Here is a 19,610-nt window from a genome sequence, read left to right as displayed (position 1 = left end):
GAGCTAATTTCATGTATTTAAAAAGAATATGGCATGCCTTCGCGGTATGTCTGATGCTGCTCAGCCAAGTTGCATTGGCAGAGCCGCTGAGCAGTGGCTGGCTCAAGCACCCGGATCATCCTCCGGTTAAGGTGCAACTGACACTGGCCGATGTTGATGCCGGCCAAGTCGGTGAGCTCAACGCCTTGCTGGATGTGGCCCTGAGCGGCGACTGGAAAACCTACTGGCGCGCGCCGGGGGAAGGCGGGATCCCGCCGACTCTGGACTGGTCCGCCTCGGAGAATATTGCCACGGTCGACTGGCACTGGCCCTTGCCGCAGCGCTATGTGTTGCAGGGCATAGAAACTCTGGGTTACAAGGGCGATACCCTGTTTCCACTGACTATTCGCCTCAAGGATCCCGGGCAGCCGTTTCGGCTCAAGGGCACCCTGACCCTGTCTTCCTGCACCAATGTCTGTGTGTTGACCGATTACCCTGTGGAGCTGAGTGGTAAGGCCGCCGGGCTTAAGGCCGATGATGGCTTTTTGCACCAGTGGGGCGAGGCGATGGCCAGGGTGCCACAGGGCAATGGCGGCGCGGTATTGCAGTCGATTGTCTGGGATGAAAAACAGCAGTTGCTGCAACTGGCCATAGAGGCTGCTAGCCCCTGGCAGCAGGCAGATCTGTTTCTGTTCGGCGAGGATGAGACAGTCAGTGAGCTGATCTTCTCCCGGCCGCAGATCCAGACAGATGGCAAACGGCTGACCGCCACTTTCGGGGTCAAACATTGGCTGGGAACGCCGGAGCTGGAGGGCAAGCCGCTGCTGATTCACCTGGCCGACACACACCTTTCGGCCGAACTGAGCGGCGCCATCGCCACAGGGCATGTTGCCAAGCCGCAGCCGAGCCTGCCGCTGTGGAGCCTGTTTCTGATGGCGCTGGCTGGCGGCCTTATTCTCAACATCATGCCTTGCGTATTGCCTGTGCTGGGCATGAAGGTGCACGGGGTCATGATGAGCAGCCAGGGCAGTCGCAGTCAGGTTCGCGGCCATTTTATGGCTTCGGCACTGGGTATTTTGCTGTCCTTCTGGTTGATTGCCGCCGGTCTTAGCTTGCTGAAGTTGTCCGGTCAGTCGCTGGGCTGGGGGATACAGTTCCAGCAGCCCTGGTTTATCGGCTTTATGGTGCTGCTGACCTGGGGCTTCGGCCTCAATCTGCTGGGGGTGTTTGAAATCAACCTGCCTTCCAAGTGGCAAACCCGCCTGGCCGGTGCCGGTGATGATTCGCGCCTCGGCCACTTGTTGCAGGGGATGCTGGCTACACTGCTGGCTACGCCATGTACCGCGCCGTTTCTCGGTACTGCGGTGGCTTTCGCTCTCGGCGCCGACTACCCCATGCTGTTTGCCCTCTTCAGCGCCATGGGGCTGGGAATGGCCTTGCCCTGGTTGATGCTGGCGTTGTGGCCGGCGTTGGCGCAGCGTTTACCCAAGCCCGGGCGCTGGATGAACTGGGTCAAGCCTGTGTTCGCGCTGATGATGCTGGCAACCTGTCTCTGGCTACTGAGTCTGCTGCAAAGCTTCTTCTCCGTTGCGGTCATCTTGGGGCTGGGCGCCTTGATGTTGCTGCTGACACTGGGACTGCTGGGCAAGCGTTACGGCACTCAGGTAATGGTGTATGCCATTGGCGGCAGTTTTCTGTTTGCCAGCCTGGCGCTCGGGGTAGGTTATCTGACACGGGATGCCTGGGTCAGCCCTTTGCCTTCGGATCACCATTGGCAACCGCTGAATTTGGTGCAGCTTAAACAGGCGGTCAATGAGGGCAAGACAGTGTTTGTCGATGTCACGGCCGACTGGTGCATTACCTGTCAGGCCAACAAGGTGGGAGTGCTGCTGCAAAACCCTGTCTATGATGCCCTTGGCGATGACAGAGTGCTGCTGATGCGTGGTGACTGGACCAAACCCAGCGAGGAAATTACCGCCTACCTCAAGGCCAATGGCCGCTTTGGGGTGCCTTTCAATCAGGTCTATGGCCCGGGAACCCCCGCCGGTAATCCATTACCGGTAATTCTCAGTAGCGATGGGGTATTGGCGGCCTTGGCCGAAGCGGAGAGCAGACAATGACCCAGAAAAATAAACCGGCCCACAAGGGGCTTCAATGGCTCAAGACCCTGCTTGGCTATGGGCTATTCATTCTGGTGGTGAGTGTTGCCCTCGATGCTTTTCGCAGCCGCGAGATGCCGGAAACCTTGCCACTGCAAACGGTTCAGAGCCTGGCCGGCAGCCAACTGGATATCGCCGCCATGAGTATGGAGCGCCCGGTTATTTTGTACTACTGGGCCAGTTGGTGTGGCGTCTGCCCCTTGGTGTCCGGCACTGTCGATGGTTTCAGTGACCGCGAGCAGGTGGTGACTGTGGCGCTGCAATCGGGCAATAACACCCAGGTCAAGCAGTACCTGCAAAACAAGGGCTACGGCTTTGAGGTAGTCAATGATCCCAGCGGCGCCTTGGCGCGCTCCCTTGGAGTGTCGGCGACACCGACGCTTTTGTTTATCTATCAGGGCGAAATCCGCAGCAGCACCACAGGAGTCACAAGTTGGCCGGGGATCTGGCTGCGACTCTGGCTGACAAAAATGAATTTAATTTGAGGAATAACAAGATGAAGTATTGGATAGTATTGAGTGCCTGGCTGCTGGCGGCCAGCGGCAGTTTACAGGCGGCAGAGCAGCAGCTGAGCCAACAAGAGGAACAGCAATTGGGGCAGATCCGCAGCATTTTGCTCAAGCATCCGGAGATCATTCCCGGCGTGCTCGGCAGCATAGAGTCTTATGTGGAGCAGCGGCAGTTGCAGCAGCAAGCGCTGGCCAAGCACAAGGACTGGCTGTTCAATAATCCGCAGATGCCGACTATGGGCAGCAGTAAGCCCGAGTTACAGCTGGTGGTGTTTACCGACTATAACTGCCCCTACTGTAAGCGGATGGAACTGGAATTTGCCAAGCTTTTAAAGGAGTTTCCAAACTTGCAGGTGGTCAATGTGTTTGTGCCATTGAGGCAGATAAAGGCCCAGGGCACTGAGCTTTCCTCCGGCGGCTTTGCCCTCGAAGTCTGGCAGCAGGATCGCAAGGATTTCCCCCGGGTACATGAACTCTTGATGGCCAAAAATGGTATGCACACAGAGAATTCACTGCAGCAGGTCGCCAAGGCCACGGGCACTGAACAATACCTCAAGCCCAGCGGCCGCGCCGACGAGTTGATGCATACCAATGTGAGAGTCTTCTCTGAACTGGGCTTTGGCGGTACGCCGACACTGCTCATAGGTGATGAAGTGATCCCCGGCTATATCGACTATGCCACCCTCAAGGCCGTGGTACAGCAGGTGCTGGAGCGCCAAGGGTAATTGGCTTGCGGCAGTTATCGCCTTTCTGGGATAATTGGCCGTCGCCGGGGCGAGCGCCCCGGCTTTCCCCGCACAGATGATTAAGAGTCGAGATGAAACACGTAAGCCTGCAGCTGACCGAAGACGGGTCACATACTCTATTTAATGCCGAGCTCAATGAGACCTACCACTCCCACAAGGGGGCGTTGGCCGAATCCCGTTATGTGTTTATCCACGCCGGGCTCGAGCAGGTGTTGCAGGACTTTGACCATCTGGCGATTCTGGAAGTGGGCTTTGGCACCGGGCTCAATGCCCTCATGACCCTGGGTAAGGTGCTGGAGCTGACAAAGGCGCGTCAGCACAGTGGCTTGGCGCCGCTGCCGGTGCGTTATGTCACCATAGAGCCTTATCCCTTGTCCGCCGATCTGATTGAGGGGCTGAACTACAAGGGCATGCTGCCCGGCTGGTATGCGCCGCTGTTCGATGCCTTGCACGCCGCCCCCTGGGATCAGGATGTGGAAGTCATGCCGGGTTTTGTGCTGCGTAAGGTCAAGGGCAAGCTTGAGCAGCTCGAATGGCAGGGCGAACCCTTCAACTTGGTGTATTACGATGCCTTCGCCCCCAGCAAGCAGCCGGATGTGTGGGCGCTGGATAACTTCAAAAAGTGTTATGGGTTGCTGGAGCAGGGCGGCTTATTGGTGTCTTACTGCGCCAATGGCCAGTTCAAGCGAGATCTCAAGGCCGCCGGTTTTCAGGTAAAAGCTTACCCGGGAGCCCTGGGCAAGCGCGAGATGACCCGCGCCTGGAAGTTAGACCCGCTTTAAGCTGCGACGCAGGCCGGGCAAGGCCTCCAGCGAGCACAGCAGCAGTCCGGCCCAGATGAGGGAGAAACTCACCAGTTTCACCTCGTCAAACACCTCTCCAAAGATAACCACCGCCAGCAAAAATTGCAGGCTGGGCTCAATGTATTGCAGCAAACCCACCATGGACAGACTCGTGTATCTCAGCGCCAGGCTGAATAGGATCAGCGGCGCCAGCGTCACGGGCGCCGAACCGATATAGAGCATAATGCCTTCGCTGCCGCCAGCCAGTGCGGCGCTTTGCTCTGTGGCCAGCAGATAACAGAGGTAGCCCAAAGCAAAAGGAGTCAGCAGCAGTGCTTCCAGGGTAACCGAGGTGAAGGAGTCAAAGCGGATAAACTTTTTCAGCAGCCCGTAGAGGGCAAAAAAGCTGCCCATCACCAGAGACAACCAGGGCAGGCTGCCGTATTGATATACCTGCCAGCCTATACCGGCAATCGCCAGCACCACCGCGGCCAGTTGCGCCTTGCTCAGCTTGTCGCCGAGGAACAGCACCCCCAGAGCGATGGCAAACAGAGGGTTGATAAAGAATCCCAGGCTGGCCGCCAGTACCTGACCATGGGTCAGGGCCCAGGTGAAGCTGACCCAGGAGATACACATAATAAGCCCGGCGGCAAAGCACAGCAGCAATGAGCGTTTATCGCGCCACAGCGCGCCAAAGGCTGGTAATGGTCGTCTGAGCAGGACAAAGACCAGCAGCATAAAGGGCACAGACCAGATGACCCTGAAGGCCAGCAACTCAAAGATGGCCGCATCCGGCAGCAATTGATAGTAGAGGGGTAATATTCCCCAAAGTACGAAAGAGAAGGCCGCCAGAGCGTTTCCCTTGAGAGAGCTGGACATGATTGTCACCGAAACAACACAATACTCGGATATGGCGGCTATTCTGGCATGGCCTTTATAAAAGGGAAGTGAATTAACTCACTGTTTAAAAAATCTTTTCATTCTTTAAACCCAGCCCGCTGCGAGAGAATTCATTCTTGGGCTTTTAAATTCTATTTGCGCCTTTTTTGATTGGCCCCAGAGCTTTCAAAATGATCTTGGTCATTTGGGGAAAGGGCGGCGTTCTTGATGGCGAACAGACAGAGTGAGTCGGGGGAAGTGGGTAGCCAACTCTGCTCCTCATCAATTCACTCAAGCTGAGTATTGGTGCGTCTTTCAGTCTGAAACTGTGAGGCTATTCTTTTATCTGAGACTATTATTTTACACCTGTTGGACTTTGCATCTGTTACTCGAGTCGCTAGAGTATCAAGATTTTCTGATGAACAGGATGGATAGATGGAACCCGGATTCTGGCATGAACGCTGGCACAAACAGCAGATAGGTTTTCACCAGCAGGATATTAACCCCTTCTTGGTAAAGTACTGGTCCACACTCGCGCTTAGGGGCAATGAGCAGGTTTTTGTTCCACTTTGTGGCAAGTCTTTGGACATGTGTTATTTGGCCGAGAAGGGCCATGATCTGCTCGGCTGTGAACTGAGTGAGTTGGCGGTAAGGCAGTTCTTTGAAGAGAATCGCCTTGCGTATCAACAGAAAGCCTTTGGCGAACTGCAGGCGTTCTCCAGTGAGCAGATGACTTTGCTGCAGGGAGATCTCTTTGCATTGCAGGCTCAGCAATTGGCGTCGGTAGGTGCCTTCTACGATAGGGCAGCGTTAATCGCCTGGCCTGAGGAGATGCGTTTGCAATATGCCGCCAAGCTGGCTGCCTTGTTGCCGAGTGGTTGTTGTGGCCTGTTGATCACTCTGGAATACCCTCAGGATATGCTCAAGGGGCCGCCATTCAGTGTGACCCGGGAGTGGATAAGGGAGCATATGAGCCAGTGGTTTGAGGTCACTCTGCTGGAGCAAGCCGATGTGTTGGCCGATAACCCAAGATTCATTGCCAAAGAGGTGCCGTGGCTCAACGAGAGTGCTTATCTTTTGAAACGTAAATAAGTTTTTCTGGCGAAGATAAGCGTTGAAGGCGTGAACAGCGCTTGGCGCTTGGTTATAAGCTCGATAAACAAAAAGGCGACCCTGAGGTCGCCTTTAGTTCAACAACTATCTCAACAGAGATTAGAAGTCGTAACGTACACCCACGGTGAATACGTTGTCGTCTTCCAGGTCAAACTTAGCACCGCTAGAGTCTTTGAACTCACCTTCATAGTGAGCATAGTGACCATATACCAGAGTTGACTTGGCTACGCGGTAGTCGGCACCAACAGTGATGTTGGTAACTTCAACGTCATTCTTGATTTTGTTGACAGTATTGATGTTGTCAACTGGAACATTCTTGAAGTAATTACCGAAACCAGCTTCGTCATAGCCGTATTGCAGCTTCAGGTTTACACCGTTCAGGTTGTAAACTACGTTGACGAAGTAAGTGTTGTCGTCGTCAGCACCGTCAGCAATGCTTTCGGAGTTCTGGAACAGACCACCGATTTTGAAGTCGCCCAGCTTAACTTGACCTACGGCGCGGTAAGCGTCGATACCACCGATAGCCTTGTTGTAGGCGATGGCTGCATAGTAGTTCTGAGCCTTCAGCTTCTTGTCACCGAGGGTGGCACTCAGAGCATACATGCTGTCTTTGTCGATTTCTTTACCGTTCGCGTCGTAAGTCGCGTAGTTGTCATCCATCAGGTAAGTGGCGTTCAGAGTGATCAGGTCAGCGATCTTTGGAGAGTAGTACCAAACACCGTCACCACTACGAACCTGGCCACCAACCAAACGGTCGATATCCGCGTTGGTGTTACCGAATGCGTCAACGCCGCCTTCAGCTTGCTTGAATACTGTGTCGTTACGACCGACCAGTACTGTACCGAAATTGGTCTTGGCACCCAGGTAAGTGTTACGGGCTTTGAAAACATCGCCATCTTCTTCACTACTTGAGCCAGAAGTATTCTCTACTTGGAACTCCATCTGATAGATGATGTCTACACCATCAGCAATCTTCTCGGAACCTTTTACGCCCAGGTTTGAGAAGTTGTTCTCAATGTAGGTACCGCTTTCACCAGCTTTTACGCCGTTAGTACCTTTTTGCAGAGTGGCGCCTGTGTCAGAGTTGGTGATAGCCAGATCCAAACGGCCATACAGAGTTGGGCCATCAGCCAGCGCACCGAAAGAGGCTGCGGCCAGAACTGTTGCTACTGACGCAGAGATAAGGGTCTTCTTCATGTGTTGTGCTCCCTAGAACCTGAGTTCTAATCCATGTATTTATGGTTATTTAACAAACGAGTGTTCCTGGATTTGCAGCGGACATCCTGTCCGTCACAAAGCTGCGCTGATTCTTACAGTTTTGTTTCTTCAAGATTGTGGCCCAGATCAAACTTTTTGCCCCGTTTCGTCAGGAAAAGCATCAATCTGTGACAAAAATGTCCATTTGGTTCAAAAACCAATCAATAGCCATTGTTCACAAAATCAACACAATGATCTTTTCGCTATAAAAAGATAATTTTGCAGTATGAAGGACTGTATCTGTTGGTTATTTTTAATAAAACAAAATGTAAATTAGTGATAGATGAAGTTTTAATAAAAGTGAAATTTTTCAGCACAAAAATGACATTTATGTGCTCTGGTTCTCATTTAAACCGCCAAGCCAGTCCCTGGCAAGTCGACGCTGGTCTCTGCAAGCGCCGGTTAAATACGCTTTATGACAGAGAGACTTTGATTCTGTTACCCCCTTGGCTTGGGGATACTTGGGTATTCGGCTAAAATGCCGCCGAAGACAATTGGGAACCAAGTTATGCAAGATATAGACTCAGAGCTGTTGGAGTCCGAAGCCTACCAACAGCGTTTCGGTGGCATTGCTCGTTTATATGGTGTTGCTGCACTGGCGGCCTTTTCCAAGGCTCATGTGATGGTAATAGGTATAGGTGGCGTCGGCACTTGGGTCGCCGAAGCTTTGGCACGTAGTGGAATAGGGCATATCAGCCTGATGGATCTCGACGATGTGTGTGTCACCAATACCAACCGTCAGATCCATGCTCTGGCAGACACTATAGGCGAGTCCAAGGTCGCCGTAATGGCGCAGCGGATTAAGGCGATTAATCCATTGTGCCGGGTGGATGAAATAGAAGATTTTATTGCGGTAGACAATCTGAGCCAGTATCTGGCACAGGACAAGGGCATAGATTTTGTGGTGGACTGCATAGATGCGGTAAAGCCCAAGGCGGCTTTAATCGCTTGGTGCAAGCGGAATAAGATTAAGTTGGTGACTATCGGCGGTGCCGGTGGTCAGACAGATCCAACCCAGATCCAACAAACGGATCTGGCCAAAACCTTTCAGGATCCATTGCTGGCCAAGGTACGCAACTTGCTGCGTAAAGAGTATGGTTTTAGCAAGAATCCACAACGGCGTTTTGCCGTTGATGCCGTGTTTTCCAGTGAACACCTCAAGTATCCTCAGACCGATGGTAGTGTTTGTTCCACCAAGGCTGGTGCCCAAGGTAGCATGAGAATGGATTGCTCCTCAGGGTTTGGTGCCGTGACCATGGTGACCGGCAGCTTTGGCTTTGTGGCAGCAAGCCGGGTTTTGGCGCGCTTGGCGCAAGAAGCCAATACTCCCGGCGGCAATACCAAGGCTGAATAAACAGCACAAAACATGATCTGAGTCTAATGTGGCAAGTGTCTGGGTTGTTAGAATCCAGACACTTTTTCGCTACAGATATTAAGCTTATGCGACAAGCGCTGCTCAATCGTTTCCTGCGGTATGTCAAACAGGATACACAAGCTGATCCGAGTTCCCAGTCTGTTCCCAGTTCTCAAGGCCAGGTGGCCTTCGCCAAACAGTTGCAACAAGAACTGCTCGAGTTGGGATTTGATGATGTCTTTCTCAGTGAATCATGCTGCCTTTATGCCAAGTTACCGGCGAATACTGCCAAGGTACCGGCAATTGGCTTTCTGGCTCATATGGATACGGCGGCGGATTACTCCGGTGCCGGGGTCAAACCTCGGGTGATAGCTGACTATCAAGGACAAGTTATTGAACTGGAGCAGGGGGAAGAGCTTAGTCCTGAGCAGTTTCCTTCGTTGCTGAACTATCTCAATAAAACACTGATCACTGCCGATGGTACTACGCTATTGGGGGCTGACGACAAGGCAGGTATCGCCGAAATTGTCACGGCACTACACTATCTATTGCAGCACCCTGAAATCCCCCATGGTGAGATCAATCTCTGTTTTACACCCGATGAGGAGATAGGCCGAGGTACTGATGGTTTGGAGCTCGAGCGTTTCGGCGCAGATTGGGCCTATACCGTCGATGGTGGCGCAGTTGGCGAACTTCAATATGAAAACTTCAATGCCGCCACTGCGGTGATAACCGCCAGGGGCAATAATTGCCATCCCGGCAGTGCCTATGGGGTGATGGTCAATGCCTTGACCATGGCTGCCAGGTTCCATGCCAGAATGCCACTCAATGATGCGCCAGAGACCAGCCAAGGTTATCAGGGCTTTTTCCACCTGTTATCCATGGAAGGCCAAACAGAAGAAGCCAGCTTGGTATACCTGATAAGGGACTTTGACCGCGCTCAGTTTGAGCAACGTAAAACCTGGCTGCAAGAATCTGTGGCTAAATGCAATGCTGAGCTGCAGGCCGGTAGTCTGGAGATCTGTATCAGCGACAGCTATTACAATATGAAGGACTGCATCTTGCCTGTGCCTCATGTGACAGATATTGCCTGTCAGGCGATGGAGATGGCAAACATCACACCGGATATCAAACCTATCCGCGGCGGCACTGACGGCGCGCAATTGTCCTGGAAGGGACTGCCTTGTCCCAATCTTTTTGCCGGCGGCCACAACTTTCATGGCAAACATGAGTATGTTTGCCTTGAGTCAATGGAAAAGGCGGTAGAGGTGATCATCAATATCGCCAGGTTAACGACCCAGAGATACGCCGAGTAACCTAAATAAAGAGTTCCACCCTGTCATCATCGACGGGGTGGAACTCTATCACAGCCGGGAAACGAACCCTAAAGTGAGCGCCGCCGAGACTGGAGTTATTGACAAGGGTGATATTGCCCTTCAGCAGTGTGGCGGCATTGAAGGCCGCTGCCAATCCAAGCCCGGTGGCGCCGGTTCGTCTACTGGTGGTAAAGAAGGGCTCAAAGATCTGGCCGGCAATCTCGGGGGCGATTCCCTTGCCATTGTCTTCGATATCCAGCTGTAGTTCTTGACCCTGTGGTTGTGCGCTGATGCGGATCTTATGGTCGGAATTACCCTCAAATGCGTGAGCATAGGCGTTGGAAAGTATGTTGGTCACTATCTGCTTCAGCAGGCTGTGGCTACTGGTAAGCCAAAGTTCGGCCTCGACCTGAATCTCTACATTAACCTTTAGTTGCTTGAAAGATAGCGCTACAGCATCGGCAAATTCCTGCAATACCTGGGGTAGCGGCATCTGTTCGTGCACGTCATTGCCTTGCTCGGCAGCAATTGTCTTGAACTTCTGGATTAGGTTACTGGCGCGGGTAATATTACTGATGATCAGTTCACAGCTTTGTTGATACTCGTTGAGAATGGCATTGAGCTCTTCCAGCGTAGCGCTATCGTTTTGTAATAGCTCAACCAATTCATTGATATGCTGCAGCTGACTACTGGCAGCGGTGAGGCAGATACCTATCGGGGTGTTTATCTCATGGGCGATGCCGGATACCAGACCGCCGAGTGCGGCCATTTTCTGCTGTTCGACCATCACCTGTTGAGCCCGTTCCAACACCAACAACGACTGTTCAAGTTCTTTGGTCTGTTCTTTGACCTGCCTTGCCAGCTCATCTTTATAGCTGCGTTCCAGTTCCAGCAGTCTTTCCCTGTCGCTCAGGGCTTCTTGCAGTTCGTAGCGGGAGCGGTTCAACTGTGTGAAGGAGGCGCGCAGCTGTTGCTGCATCAAATTGATAGCCAGGGCAACCTGGGTAAATTCATCCTGTTTGTCCCGGCGCTTAAACTGCAGTGGTTGATAATCTTGCTCTAAATCGAGCTGTGAGCAGTACTCACTCAGTTGCAACAGATGCCGGGTAATGCTGGCCCAAACCAGATAGAGAATGAAGCCAGCCACCAGAAAGGTCTTGATACCATTGGTCACTAGTATCAGTAAGGCTTTATTCACCAATCTGTCGTAGATTTTGGAGAGGTCGGCCTGCACCCTCAGCTCGCCGACATTGTAATTCTGGCTGCTGGTCTTGTGCACCAAAGGAAAACGCTTCTCTATTACACCTCTGTCTCGGGATTCGCCGGCGGTCCATTCTTTGCCGCTGTCATCTTTTATGACGACATAGCTGGTATCCGGCAGTTGGTTGAGACCGTTGAGTTGAGTATTGATAAGTTTCTCATCTATTACCCAGATACTTGCTGCCAACACATCCAGGTTAGCCCTTTCAATATTGGCAAACTCATCGTTGATTCGACCAATGTCCCCCTTGTAATCGGAAACCAACTGCAAACCTGTGGTTACCAGAGTGATCAGAGAGCTGAACAGGATAATAGCCAGAGTCAGCCTGCGGCCGATGGGACTACTGATGAGCTGCTGTATAAAACCTGGCATTAATATCAACTATCTTAAGTGCTTACTGTGGATAGCTTTAAGCATAGCTTCGCATCTGACTTTCGCGGTTTTTTTGTCGTTATATTAAGCCGAGGTGCTTTGAATGAATTTGGCATTGGTTTTGCTTGATTAGAGGTTGGGACAATTTTCTGACGCTGGATAGAGCCATGAAGAGACTGAAATTTGAGGTATTGAAAGAGGGCAAATTCAAGGCCGCTGCATTGCAACTGACGCTGTGGGTGCTGCTGATAACCACATTGCTGCTGTTTATGCCAAAGTCCTTGCTGGCTCTGTTGCATTTGGAATCCTGGGTAGATACCAATGCCCACTATATTGGCCTGACATTGCTACTGGCTTTGGCCTATATCGGCGCTCTGGCTGTCAACTTTTTGTTGGATGAAGCGATAAGCCGTTTAAGTGAGCGCCGAATCAACGAAATGATTGAAGCTAAGGTGAAGTTGTTGGATCCGGCCGAGCGGGCCTTGTTACGAGAGTTCTTTTTGCAGGGAGCCAGTGTTTTGACCCTGCCGCAAAATGAGGCTCCCGTACAGGCGCTGCTCAAGGCGCATATACTCGAGAGCCTGGGAAATGAACGCCATTACGCTATTCAAGGCCCCACCGCCGAGTACAAGATAGCGATGGCAGCCCGTAAGCATTTAAATCGAAGAGTGTTGCGTCTTCCTCCGGGAGAACCGAGTCAGGAAGAGTTGCAATATCTTATCAAGGCAAGACCGCAATTTATCAATGCTATTGCCCAAGTGCGGAAACACGCGGCTTAATCGCAATAAAAAAGAGGGCAGCCACAGGGCTGCCCAAGCAATACTCAAAAATGTCATTGCATTTAAAAGAACATGGAAGTCAAAGCTAAGGCTTTGCTGACTTTACAATAAACATCCACATAATGTAGGAGATGATCCCGATAGTACTGAAGATAACTATCATCGACAGTAAACCTATGGGGTTTCCGAACATTAGATCTAACCAGAATGCCATCACTGAAGTCCTCTTTCTTGTAAAGTCAAAGCTAAACTAACCAAATTTGCTTCGGCCGGAGCTGATCTCGATCAACAAATGTTGTCAGAGTTGTTAATCGGGTAAATCAGCTTGTTAAAACATGAGCTTTATCATGTTTTGCTTAAATTAGCCGGCTAAGGAGCAACGTAAGTGTTCCCTAAAGGGAATAGGATCAAAGGCTAATACTAATTACTACACTAAAGGAGTAGGGTGGCTTGGCCTGCGATTGTTCATTGGCAAGGAGCGTGCGATGCAAACATCCCGAGGTCTTTTAAAACTGATATTAAACCAGTGGCAGTTTTATCCGCTGTTGTTCTTGTTGCTTTACCCCCTGTGGAGCCTGTTACATGGCGCCAGTTATCTCGCCTTTGCTTCTCTATTGGCCGCCTTGATAGTGCTGGCTTGGCTCGGTGCCAGACAACTGTCCAATCTCAAGCGCCTGGAAAACGCCGCCCGTCATCTGGGAGAAGGCGATCTCAGCTATCAGTTGTCGGAACAGGATGCCGGCATGTTCCATTCTGTGGTCCACGGTATCAACCGTATGGGAGAGGACGTTGGCCGCACCATTCTGTCTTTGGTCAATACCGCAGATGCGATGAAGAGTGTGGCCATGGATATCAAGTCCATCAGCGATGCCGCCCATATCGGAGTGGAGGAGCAGGAAAAACAAGCGGAATTGGCAGCGACCGCCATGACCCAGATGGTTTCTACTGTGCAGGAAGTCAGCCGTAATGCTGCCAGTGCCGCCAATGCCGCAGAAGAAGCCAGGCAGGCGGCCCGCAGTGGCGACCAAACTGTCAGGCAGGTGGTGCGGCAGATAGATGATATGTCGGCTCAGGTTGGGCAAACTCAGCAAGTGATTGCCCGCCTGGCGGAAGACAGCAACAACATAAGTACCATCATAGACACCATTTCCCAAGTGGCAGAGCAAACCAATCTGCTGGCGCTCAACGCCGCTATCGAGAGTGCCCGCGCCGGCGAGCATGGCCGAGGTTTTGCTGTGGTTGCCGATGAAGTCCGTAGCCTGGCACAGCGGACGTCTGCGGCTACAGTTGAGATCCAACAACAGATATTGCAATTGCAACAGGGCGCCGATGAAGGCGTGAAAGTGATGACCACCAGTGTCGAGCAGGCCAGTGCCACCCATGCTATGGCTCACCAGGCGCAGCAAGCATTGGGGCAAATTGTGGCTCAGATTGAAAGCATTACAGATATGTCGCATCAAATAGCGGCAGCTTCGGAACAACAACAGGCAGTTGCCGAAGAGATCAGCAGCAATATCTCATCAATGGCACAAGTGGCGGTGGAGAATGCCAAAGAGACCCACAGTACCAACCTCTCCAGCCTGAAGGTATTCAATATGTCGCAGGAGATCAGTTCCCTGCTTGGGCGCTTCCATGTCGACAAACGGGCGATGGAACAGTTGGAGAAACGCCATCGCTTTGTTGAGTGGGGGCCGCAGTTGGATCTCGGCATGGAAGAGATCAATCGTCAGCACCAACGTCTGGTATCCCTGATCAATGAACTGCACCGCACCTTGGAAGAAGCTTATGGCCTGGAAGCGATTAAACGCATAGTACAGGGCCTGGTGGATTACACCGCCAATCATTTCGCCTATGAAGAGGAGTTGTTTGCCCGTTTCGGTTATCCGCAGACCGAGCAGCACAAGCTTAAGCACCAGCAATTAGTGGCTAAGGTACTGGATTTCCAGAAACGAGTGGCCAGTGGTGAAGATGTTGCCGATGAATTGATGACCTTCCTCAAATCCTGGCTTATCAACCATATTCAGGGCAGTGACAAGGAGTACACAAGCTTCCTAATTGCCCGCGGAGCCCAGTAGTCAGACTGAATTTTGTCCAACCGATCAGGATTTTGGCAAACAGGCTCGTAAAGCGCTTGCCATTGAAGTGAGCACAGGTATAATGCCGTTCACTCGCCGATGAGACTTCATCGCGAAACAATCTATATGTGCCAGAGTGGTGAAATTGGTAGACACAGGGGATTCAAAATCCCCCGCCCTTAAAAGCGTGTCGGTTCGAGTCCGACCTCTGGTACCATCTCCCTGAGAGATAACAGAAACCGACCCTGAGTCGGTTTTTTTGTTTTCAGGTCAGATTCAGCCCCGAGTCAGGTCTGAGTCGGTCATTGCGCCACGCGCGCATCGGCTGGAAGGCCAGCCCCGTCGCTCTGACCTCTGGTACCATTTCTCTCTTAGAGAGAGCCGAAACCGACCTTGAGTCGGTTTTTTCGTTTTTAGCTCCGAGTCAGGTCTGGGTAGGTCTGGGCAGGTTATTGCGCCACGCGCGTGTCGGCTGGAAGGCCAGCCCCGTCGCTCCGACCTCTGGTACCATCTCTCTCTTAGAGAGAGCCGAAACCGACCTTGAGTCGGTTTTTTCGTTTTTAGCTCCGAGTCAGGTTTGGGCAGGTTTGGGCAGGTTATTGCGCCACGCGCGTGTCGGCTGGAAGACCAGCCCCGTCGCTCCGACCTCTGGTACCATCTCTCTTAGAGAGAGCAGAAACCGACCTTGAGTCGGTTTTTTTTGTGGCTAAAATAAGGCGTTACACACTTTTGCCTTGGTTGGTGTTCGGTGCAAACACCCGTCTTGCCTACCCCTAATCCCTCCAAATTTAACATTCTTTGCAGGGCGCTCCAGCGAAACAGTCACAGTAAATACGTCCATTTCGAGCTAATAGGTGAGGGGGAATCCTTCCCTTTTTAACCTCAGAGCGTGAATTTGGCTATGGTCTTTTGAATACCCACCACATCAGTGCCGCGTTTTAGCTCTTTGACCAGGGGCTCTGTCTGGCCTGAGATCCACAGCCTGAGTTCGGCATCCATATCGAAGCGCCCGGCGGTTTCCACTTCAAAGTGTACTATCGCCTTGTAGGGGATGGAGTGATAACTCACTTTCTTGCCGGTCATGCCTTGTTTATCTATTAAGATCAGGCGCTTGTTGGTGAAGACAAAGATGTCGCGTACCAGTTTATAGGCCAGTTGCAACTGTTCGCTGTCGGCCATAATAGGCGCCAGTTCTTCGTTGAGTTTATCCAGATCCACTTCACTGGCATTGCCCATCAAGGCATTTAAAAATCCCATATTTTTCTCCTTAACCTACCAACAGCATTTCACACTTATGGCAGTCGAACACCAGCTTGAACTGCTTGCCACCCAGCTCCATCTCCAGCGGCTCGGCCTTGATCCCCGGCACTTCTTTGGGGCACATGTTGTAGCTGTAACGTATGCAGTGCTTGGTGATCATCAAAGGTGCATCGCCTTTCACCGGCCGTACTTCATAGGCATCACGGATGGATACCACCCCGTGACGGGTATAGAAGTCCTTGGCTTTTTGGTTGGCCACATTGCCAAGATAGGTCAGGCTGCGCTGCGGGAAGCGGGCACTGTCGTCCCGTACCCAGGGCGTGGGTCTTTGATACCCTTGAATGCGCGCTTCGTCCAGGGCGGCAACGGCATTACGGCGCAGGCCATTGATGATGGATGCCGGTACAAAAACGGCTTCGGCATCGCCCAAATCTACCTGTCCGAGGCGAAAATCTGTATTGCCCAGCTTGGCGAGATGCTTGCCGAGTGATTCACGGTTGCGGCCAATATCCTTGGCTTGCTGTTTTTCGAAGTCAGCGGTCACTGTCGCCTGATGGCCATGACGGTCGGCGGCGGTCAGCGCCAGACCTGTCTGGGTATTGCTGAGGCTGAAGTCCACCAACAGGGTGCGCTCGGCAGACTCTTTGGCCAGCAGGGCTTCAAAGGCTTGATCTTTGTTGCGATACAAGGTGGCACCGACATAGAGATCTTTCGGCATGTTTTTTAGATACAGGGTGTTGCCCTCGGCGCGGTTGACCCGAAAACCTGTCAGCTTGTCATCCGACAATCTGGCCTTTTGATAATTGGCGGCGAAGAAGCCCAGGCCATCACCGTTGTGGAACTCGGTATCCGAGTCGACCTGGATAAAGTCTTTGCCTATCTTGCTGACTTTGCCGACCTCTATTCCCAAGTATTTCGGAGTGCGGAAGTCGCCGATGTCCGCCTTGCGCTCATTGACAAAGTAGTCCGTCTTGCCGCGGTTAAAGCTCTTGTCAGGATCCGGGGTGAAGCTGTAGCTGCAGCGGCCGTGGGACGAGGGTTCAAACTCGGGCCGACGCGCCATGATAGCATCCAGTTGCTGGCGGTAGTGAGCGGTAACATTCTTGACGTAGCTGAGGTCCTTGAGTCGGCCCTCTATCTTGAAGGAGCGGATCCCGGCGTCGATCAGCGCTTCGAGGTTATCTGTCTGGTTGTTGTCCTTCAGCGACAGCATATGGTCGTTGCTGGCAATAATGTCGCCCTGGCGGGTCTTGAGATTACCCGGCATCCGGCATTGTTGTGAGCATTCGCCGCGGTTGGCACTGCGGTCTGTGTAGGCTTCACTGATATAGCATTGGCCGCTGTAGGCCACGCACAGGGCGCCATGGATAAAGAACTCAAGTCGCATCTTGGTCTCGGCGGCCACGGCGCGAATTTGGCTCAGGCTCAGCTCCCGCGCCAACACTACCTGAGAAAAGCCCACATGCTCGAGAAAGGCGACTTTGGCCGGAACCCGATTATCCATCTGAGTACTGGCGTGCAGTGCAATTGGGGGCAAGTCCAGCTCAAGCAGCCCCAGGTCCTGCACAATAATGGCATCGGCACCTGCCTCGTACACCGCCCAGATCAGGCGCCTGGCTTCTTCCAGTTCATCGTCCAGCAATATGGTATTGATGGTGACAAATACCTGAGCGTGATATCTATGGGCAAACTCACAAAGGCGGGTAATGTCCTCTATGCTGTTACCGGCGGTATGACGGGCACCAAACGCCGGGCCGCCAATATAGACCGCATCTGCCCCGTGGCGAATGGCCTCAATACCGAAGTCGGCATTCTTGGCCGGCGCCATCAGCTCTAACTTGTTATCGGCCAATTGCACCATTTGCTTGGGGGCCGCAGCAGGGGCTTGTGTCTGTTGGCCGGGATTAAAGAGTTCAACACCTGTAGTGGACATGACTTACCGCTCGTCTGGAATTGGCTGAGAAATTTCGGGCACAAATTATAGCAGAGCCTGCCATTCATGATAGGGGAACTGTGACTTATGCCCTGTTTTTGCTGTTTCAGCCGATAATAGCAGTAGAGGCAACACTGCGCCCGACAGTATTCAATACTTGCTGTTGGATAATTAACCTCTAACTCTCAATGTCTTACTAAACTGAGCTTGGTTTGGTGGCATGAGAAGATACTCATACCTGGCAAGGAGTGCTATAGACATGCTTACTCAATCAGAACTCCCGGTAGACTCCCGCCTCCAACTGCAACAAAGAGCCAAAATATGGCTCTTTGTGTCGGGATAACTGCTGATGCGCGCCATTATTATCTAACGTGTTAGCGGCTTTGTTGTGCAGTTTTTACCTGTTGCTTGGTTTTTGTGCAAGTTTGAGCACTTGCTCTAAGGTGAGTCCATCGATTTTTTTACCCACCAGGGCAAAGTCAATTTGACCCGCTTGATCTGAGTGTTTCATCGCGGCCAGAGGACTGTCGAATTCGGCATGTTGGATTTTCATCAAGGCCATCACGAATTCCTGTTTGTCATGAGAATTTAATGTTCTCATGATACTAATAACACCTCGTTGGGTGGATTCTGCACTGCTGCCGTCGAAAACCATGGCTGTTGGCGTAGAGCTGCAAGCTACTAGTCCGGTTAAAAAGACCGCAATTATTATATTTTTCATATGCAAATTTCCGTATGTTGTTACTCATGTGTCTGCTGCTGAGTACTTAAAAGTATGCTTTCAAAAACCTAAGCTTGAGAGAATGCCTGGTTGAAAGCTGATTTTTGTCTATGTTGTTGACTTATATTTTTTATAAAATTACGTGCTTTGCCCAACTTTGAATGTTAGCAGCTTTGTTTCTGAGCGGTAAATGAGTTGTTTTTTTGACGGGTGATTTACTGAACAATAAATCATCTGTCCAACTTCCCAAGGTTGCACTCTTCACAGAGTATTTGCAGATTATTGATATCTAATGCCTTGTCTTTGTGTTTGCTGCGAGGTAGTACATGGTCAACATGCAGCACTATATTGTGTTCGGCTTTAGTACGGTTACACTTTGCACATCTGTGCTCGTGAGTTTGCAGCACCTGATATCTGAGCGCTAGCCAAGCCCTGGATTGATAAAAGTTATCTATGGTTTGGGGCTCAAATTCACTGAGCTGCTCTGGTTGTGTAAAGATGCGGTGGCCCTGTTCGGGGGAAAAGAAGCTGGCTTGAATATCTCCCTGCTCCTGATGCTTGTTGAGCCATTTCCAAATGCCCCGTAAGGCACCTTGTTCACTCTTGTAGCGTCGGGTTCTTATGTTGTCTCCTGTGCGAAAAGTAACTTGAATCTCTAATTCCATTATTTCTCCTATGTGTCTAATTCATTAGGTGTTTTTCAGCATCAAGCGTTTTCCTTTTCCGACAACTCATTACATTCATCGAGTTGTTTGAGAAGCTGAGTTTGTTTTTTGGAGAGCTTAATAATCTTTAATGCTTCCCAGAGCGTGATGGCCGAGCCAATGGCGATTAATAGATAGCAATTGATAGGATTATTGAGCGCCTGGATGAAGGCATCTCCTTCGGCGATAACCAGGCCATAGAGTGCCAAACCTATGAGTAAGATGCCTGGTGCTCCCAGTAGTTGGGTGATTGCCAAAGAGCGCTTGACCTGAGCCAGCTCGGCGTGCAGTTGAGTCTTCATAATGCCTCCTTTGAAGGGAAGGTATAACGTCGGCTGCGGCAGCAGAGAAAACGGCATTCCTGCGGTAATGCTCTGCTATAGCAGAATCTGCCCTGTTGCAGCGCGGAAC

The 19,610-nt window shown here is 51.7% G+C and carries 18 protein-coding genes and 1 tRNA gene; 10 read left to right on the top strand and 9 right to left on the bottom strand.

From position 1 onward, the window contains the following. Positions 1–11 precede the first annotated feature (11 nt). From AYI96_RS04495 to mnmD, 4 genes are all read left to right on the top strand, one after another. Entirely contained in the window at positions 12–2,099 is a 2,088-nt protein-coding gene (locus AYI96_RS04495) for a protein-disulfide reductase DsbD family protein (protein ID WP_144361075.1), read from the top strand. Continuing rightward, a complete protein-coding gene (locus tag AYI96_RS04490) occupies positions 2,096–2,623 on the top strand; it encodes a protein disulfide oxidoreductase (protein WP_071476747.1) in 528 nt (175 codons plus the stop codon). The genes AYI96_RS04495 and AYI96_RS04490 overlap by 4 nt, the downstream gene beginning before the upstream one ends. Positions 2,624–2,634: 11 nt before the next feature. Continuing rightward, a complete protein-coding gene (locus AYI96_RS04485) occupies positions 2,635–3,372 on the top strand; it encodes a DsbA family protein (protein ID WP_144361074.1) in 738 nt (245 codons plus the stop codon). Positions 3,373–3,464: 92 nt separating this feature from the next. Beyond that, the gene (mnmD, locus tag AYI96_RS04480) at positions 3,465–4,175 is read left to right on the top strand and encodes a tRNA (5-methylaminomethyl-2-thiouridine)(34)-methyltransferase MnmD (protein WP_144361073.1); all 711 of its coding nucleotides are present in this window, start codon (positions 3,465–3,467) and stop codon (positions 4,173–4,175) included. Here the strand turns inward: mnmD and rarD are convergent. After that, the gene (rarD, locus tag AYI96_RS04475) at positions 4,161–5,054 is read right to left on the bottom strand and encodes an EamA family transporter RarD (RefSeq protein ID WP_039034967.1); all 894 of its coding nucleotides are present in this window, start codon (positions 5,052–5,054) and stop codon (positions 4,161–4,163) included. The two genes, mnmD and rarD, sit on opposite strands and share 15 nt — an antisense overlap. A gap of 435 nt (positions 5,055–5,489) precedes the next feature. Between rarD and AYI96_RS04470 the strand changes: the two genes are divergently transcribed. Continuing rightward, a complete protein-coding gene (locus tag AYI96_RS04470; protein WP_144361072.1) occupies positions 5,490–6,146 on the top strand; it encodes a thiopurine S-methyltransferase in 657 nt (218 codons plus the stop codon). Between the two features lie 120 nt (positions 6,147–6,266). Here AYI96_RS04470 and AYI96_RS04465 read toward each other — a convergent pair whose 3' ends face one another. Then, positions 6,267–7,364, bottom strand: a complete 1,098-nt coding sequence (locus tag AYI96_RS04465) for a porin (RefSeq protein ID WP_071476750.1) — start codon at positions 7,362–7,364, stop codon at positions 6,267–6,269. Positions 7,365–7,932: 568 nt separating this feature from the next. Between AYI96_RS04465 and tcdA the strand changes: the two genes are divergently transcribed. Next, on the top strand, positions 7,933–8,778 hold the full coding sequence (tcdA, locus tag AYI96_RS04460; RefSeq protein WP_071476751.1) for a tRNA cyclic N6-threonylcarbamoyladenosine(37) synthase TcdA: 846 nt from the start codon (positions 7,933–7,935) through the stop codon (positions 8,776–8,778). 86 nt (positions 8,779–8,864) lie between these two features. Continuing rightward, a complete protein-coding gene (gene pepT / locus AYI96_RS04455; protein ID WP_039034990.1) occupies positions 8,865–10,094 on the top strand; it encodes a peptidase T in 1,230 nt (409 codons plus the stop codon). 1 nt (position 10,095) lies between these two features. Here pepT and AYI96_RS04450 read toward each other — a convergent pair whose 3' ends face one another. Continuing rightward, entirely contained in the window at positions 10,096–11,727 is a 1,632-nt protein-coding gene (locus tag AYI96_RS04450; protein WP_144361071.1) for an ATP-binding protein, read from the bottom strand. A gap of 167 nt (positions 11,728–11,894) precedes the next feature. Between AYI96_RS04450 and AYI96_RS04445 the strand changes: the two genes are divergently transcribed. Further along, on the top strand, positions 11,895–12,506 hold the full coding sequence (locus AYI96_RS04445) for a superinfection exclusion B family protein (protein ID WP_039034972.1): 612 nt from the start codon (positions 11,895–11,897) through the stop codon (positions 12,504–12,506). Positions 12,507–12,591: 85 nt separating this feature from the next. Here AYI96_RS04445 and AYI96_RS04440 read toward each other — a convergent pair whose 3' ends face one another. Then, positions 12,592–12,720 (bottom strand): DUF3149 domain-containing protein, encoded by a 129-nt coding sequence (locus AYI96_RS04440; protein WP_071237139.1) that lies wholly within the window; start codon positions 12,718–12,720, stop codon positions 12,592–12,594. 271 nt (positions 12,721–12,991) lie between these two features. Here AYI96_RS04440 and AYI96_RS04435 point away from each other — a divergent pair, with 271 nt between their 5' ends. Together AYI96_RS04435 and AYI96_RS04430 are read left to right on the top strand one after the other, a co-directional pair. After that, a complete protein-coding gene (locus tag AYI96_RS04435) occupies positions 12,992–14,581 on the top strand; it encodes a bacteriohemerythrin (RefSeq protein ID WP_144131957.1) in 1,590 nt (529 codons plus the stop codon). A gap of 130 nt (positions 14,582–14,711) precedes the next feature. Further along, positions 14,712–14,798: transfer RNA gene (locus AYI96_RS04430), tRNA-Leu, on the top strand. A 665-nt stretch (positions 14,799–15,463) separates the two neighbouring features. On the opposite strand, the gene AYI96_RS04425 is transcribed toward AYI96_RS04430, so the two are convergent. The 5 genes from AYI96_RS04425 to AYI96_RS04405 form a co-directional block, all read right to left on the bottom strand. Then, positions 15,464–15,838, bottom strand: coding sequence for a PH domain-containing protein (locus AYI96_RS04425; protein ID WP_039034973.1), 375 nt, complete (start codon positions 15,836–15,838; stop codon positions 15,464–15,466). A gap of 10 nt (positions 15,839–15,848) precedes the next feature. Next, positions 15,849–17,702, bottom strand: a complete 1,854-nt coding sequence (locus AYI96_RS04420; protein ID WP_039034992.1) for a peptidase U32 family protein — start codon at positions 17,700–17,702, stop codon at positions 15,849–15,851. A gap of 469 nt (positions 17,703–18,171) precedes the next feature. Next, on the bottom strand, positions 18,172–18,495 hold the full coding sequence (locus AYI96_RS04415; protein WP_143078423.1) for a DUF6694 family lipoprotein: 324 nt from the start codon (positions 18,493–18,495) through the stop codon (positions 18,172–18,174). Positions 18,496–18,725: 230 nt separating this feature from the next. Further along, on the bottom strand, positions 18,726–19,160 hold the full coding sequence (locus AYI96_RS04410; protein WP_144361070.1) for an HNH endonuclease: 435 nt from the start codon (positions 19,158–19,160) through the stop codon (positions 18,726–18,728). Between the two features lie 41 nt (positions 19,161–19,201). Beyond that, on the bottom strand, positions 19,202–19,501 hold the full coding sequence (locus AYI96_RS04405) for a hypothetical protein (protein WP_039034974.1): 300 nt from the start codon (positions 19,499–19,501) through the stop codon (positions 19,202–19,204). Positions 19,502–19,610: the final 109 nt, after the last annotated feature.

Origin of the sequence: Shewanella sp. MSW (genome assembly GCF_007636515.1) — a bacterium.
Lineage (GTDB): Bacteria > Pseudomonadota > Gammaproteobacteria > Enterobacterales > Shewanellaceae > Shewanella > Shewanella indica.
The sequence above is the reverse complement of the archived record's forward strand: the minus strand, read 5'-3'. Positions and strand labels throughout refer to the sequence as shown.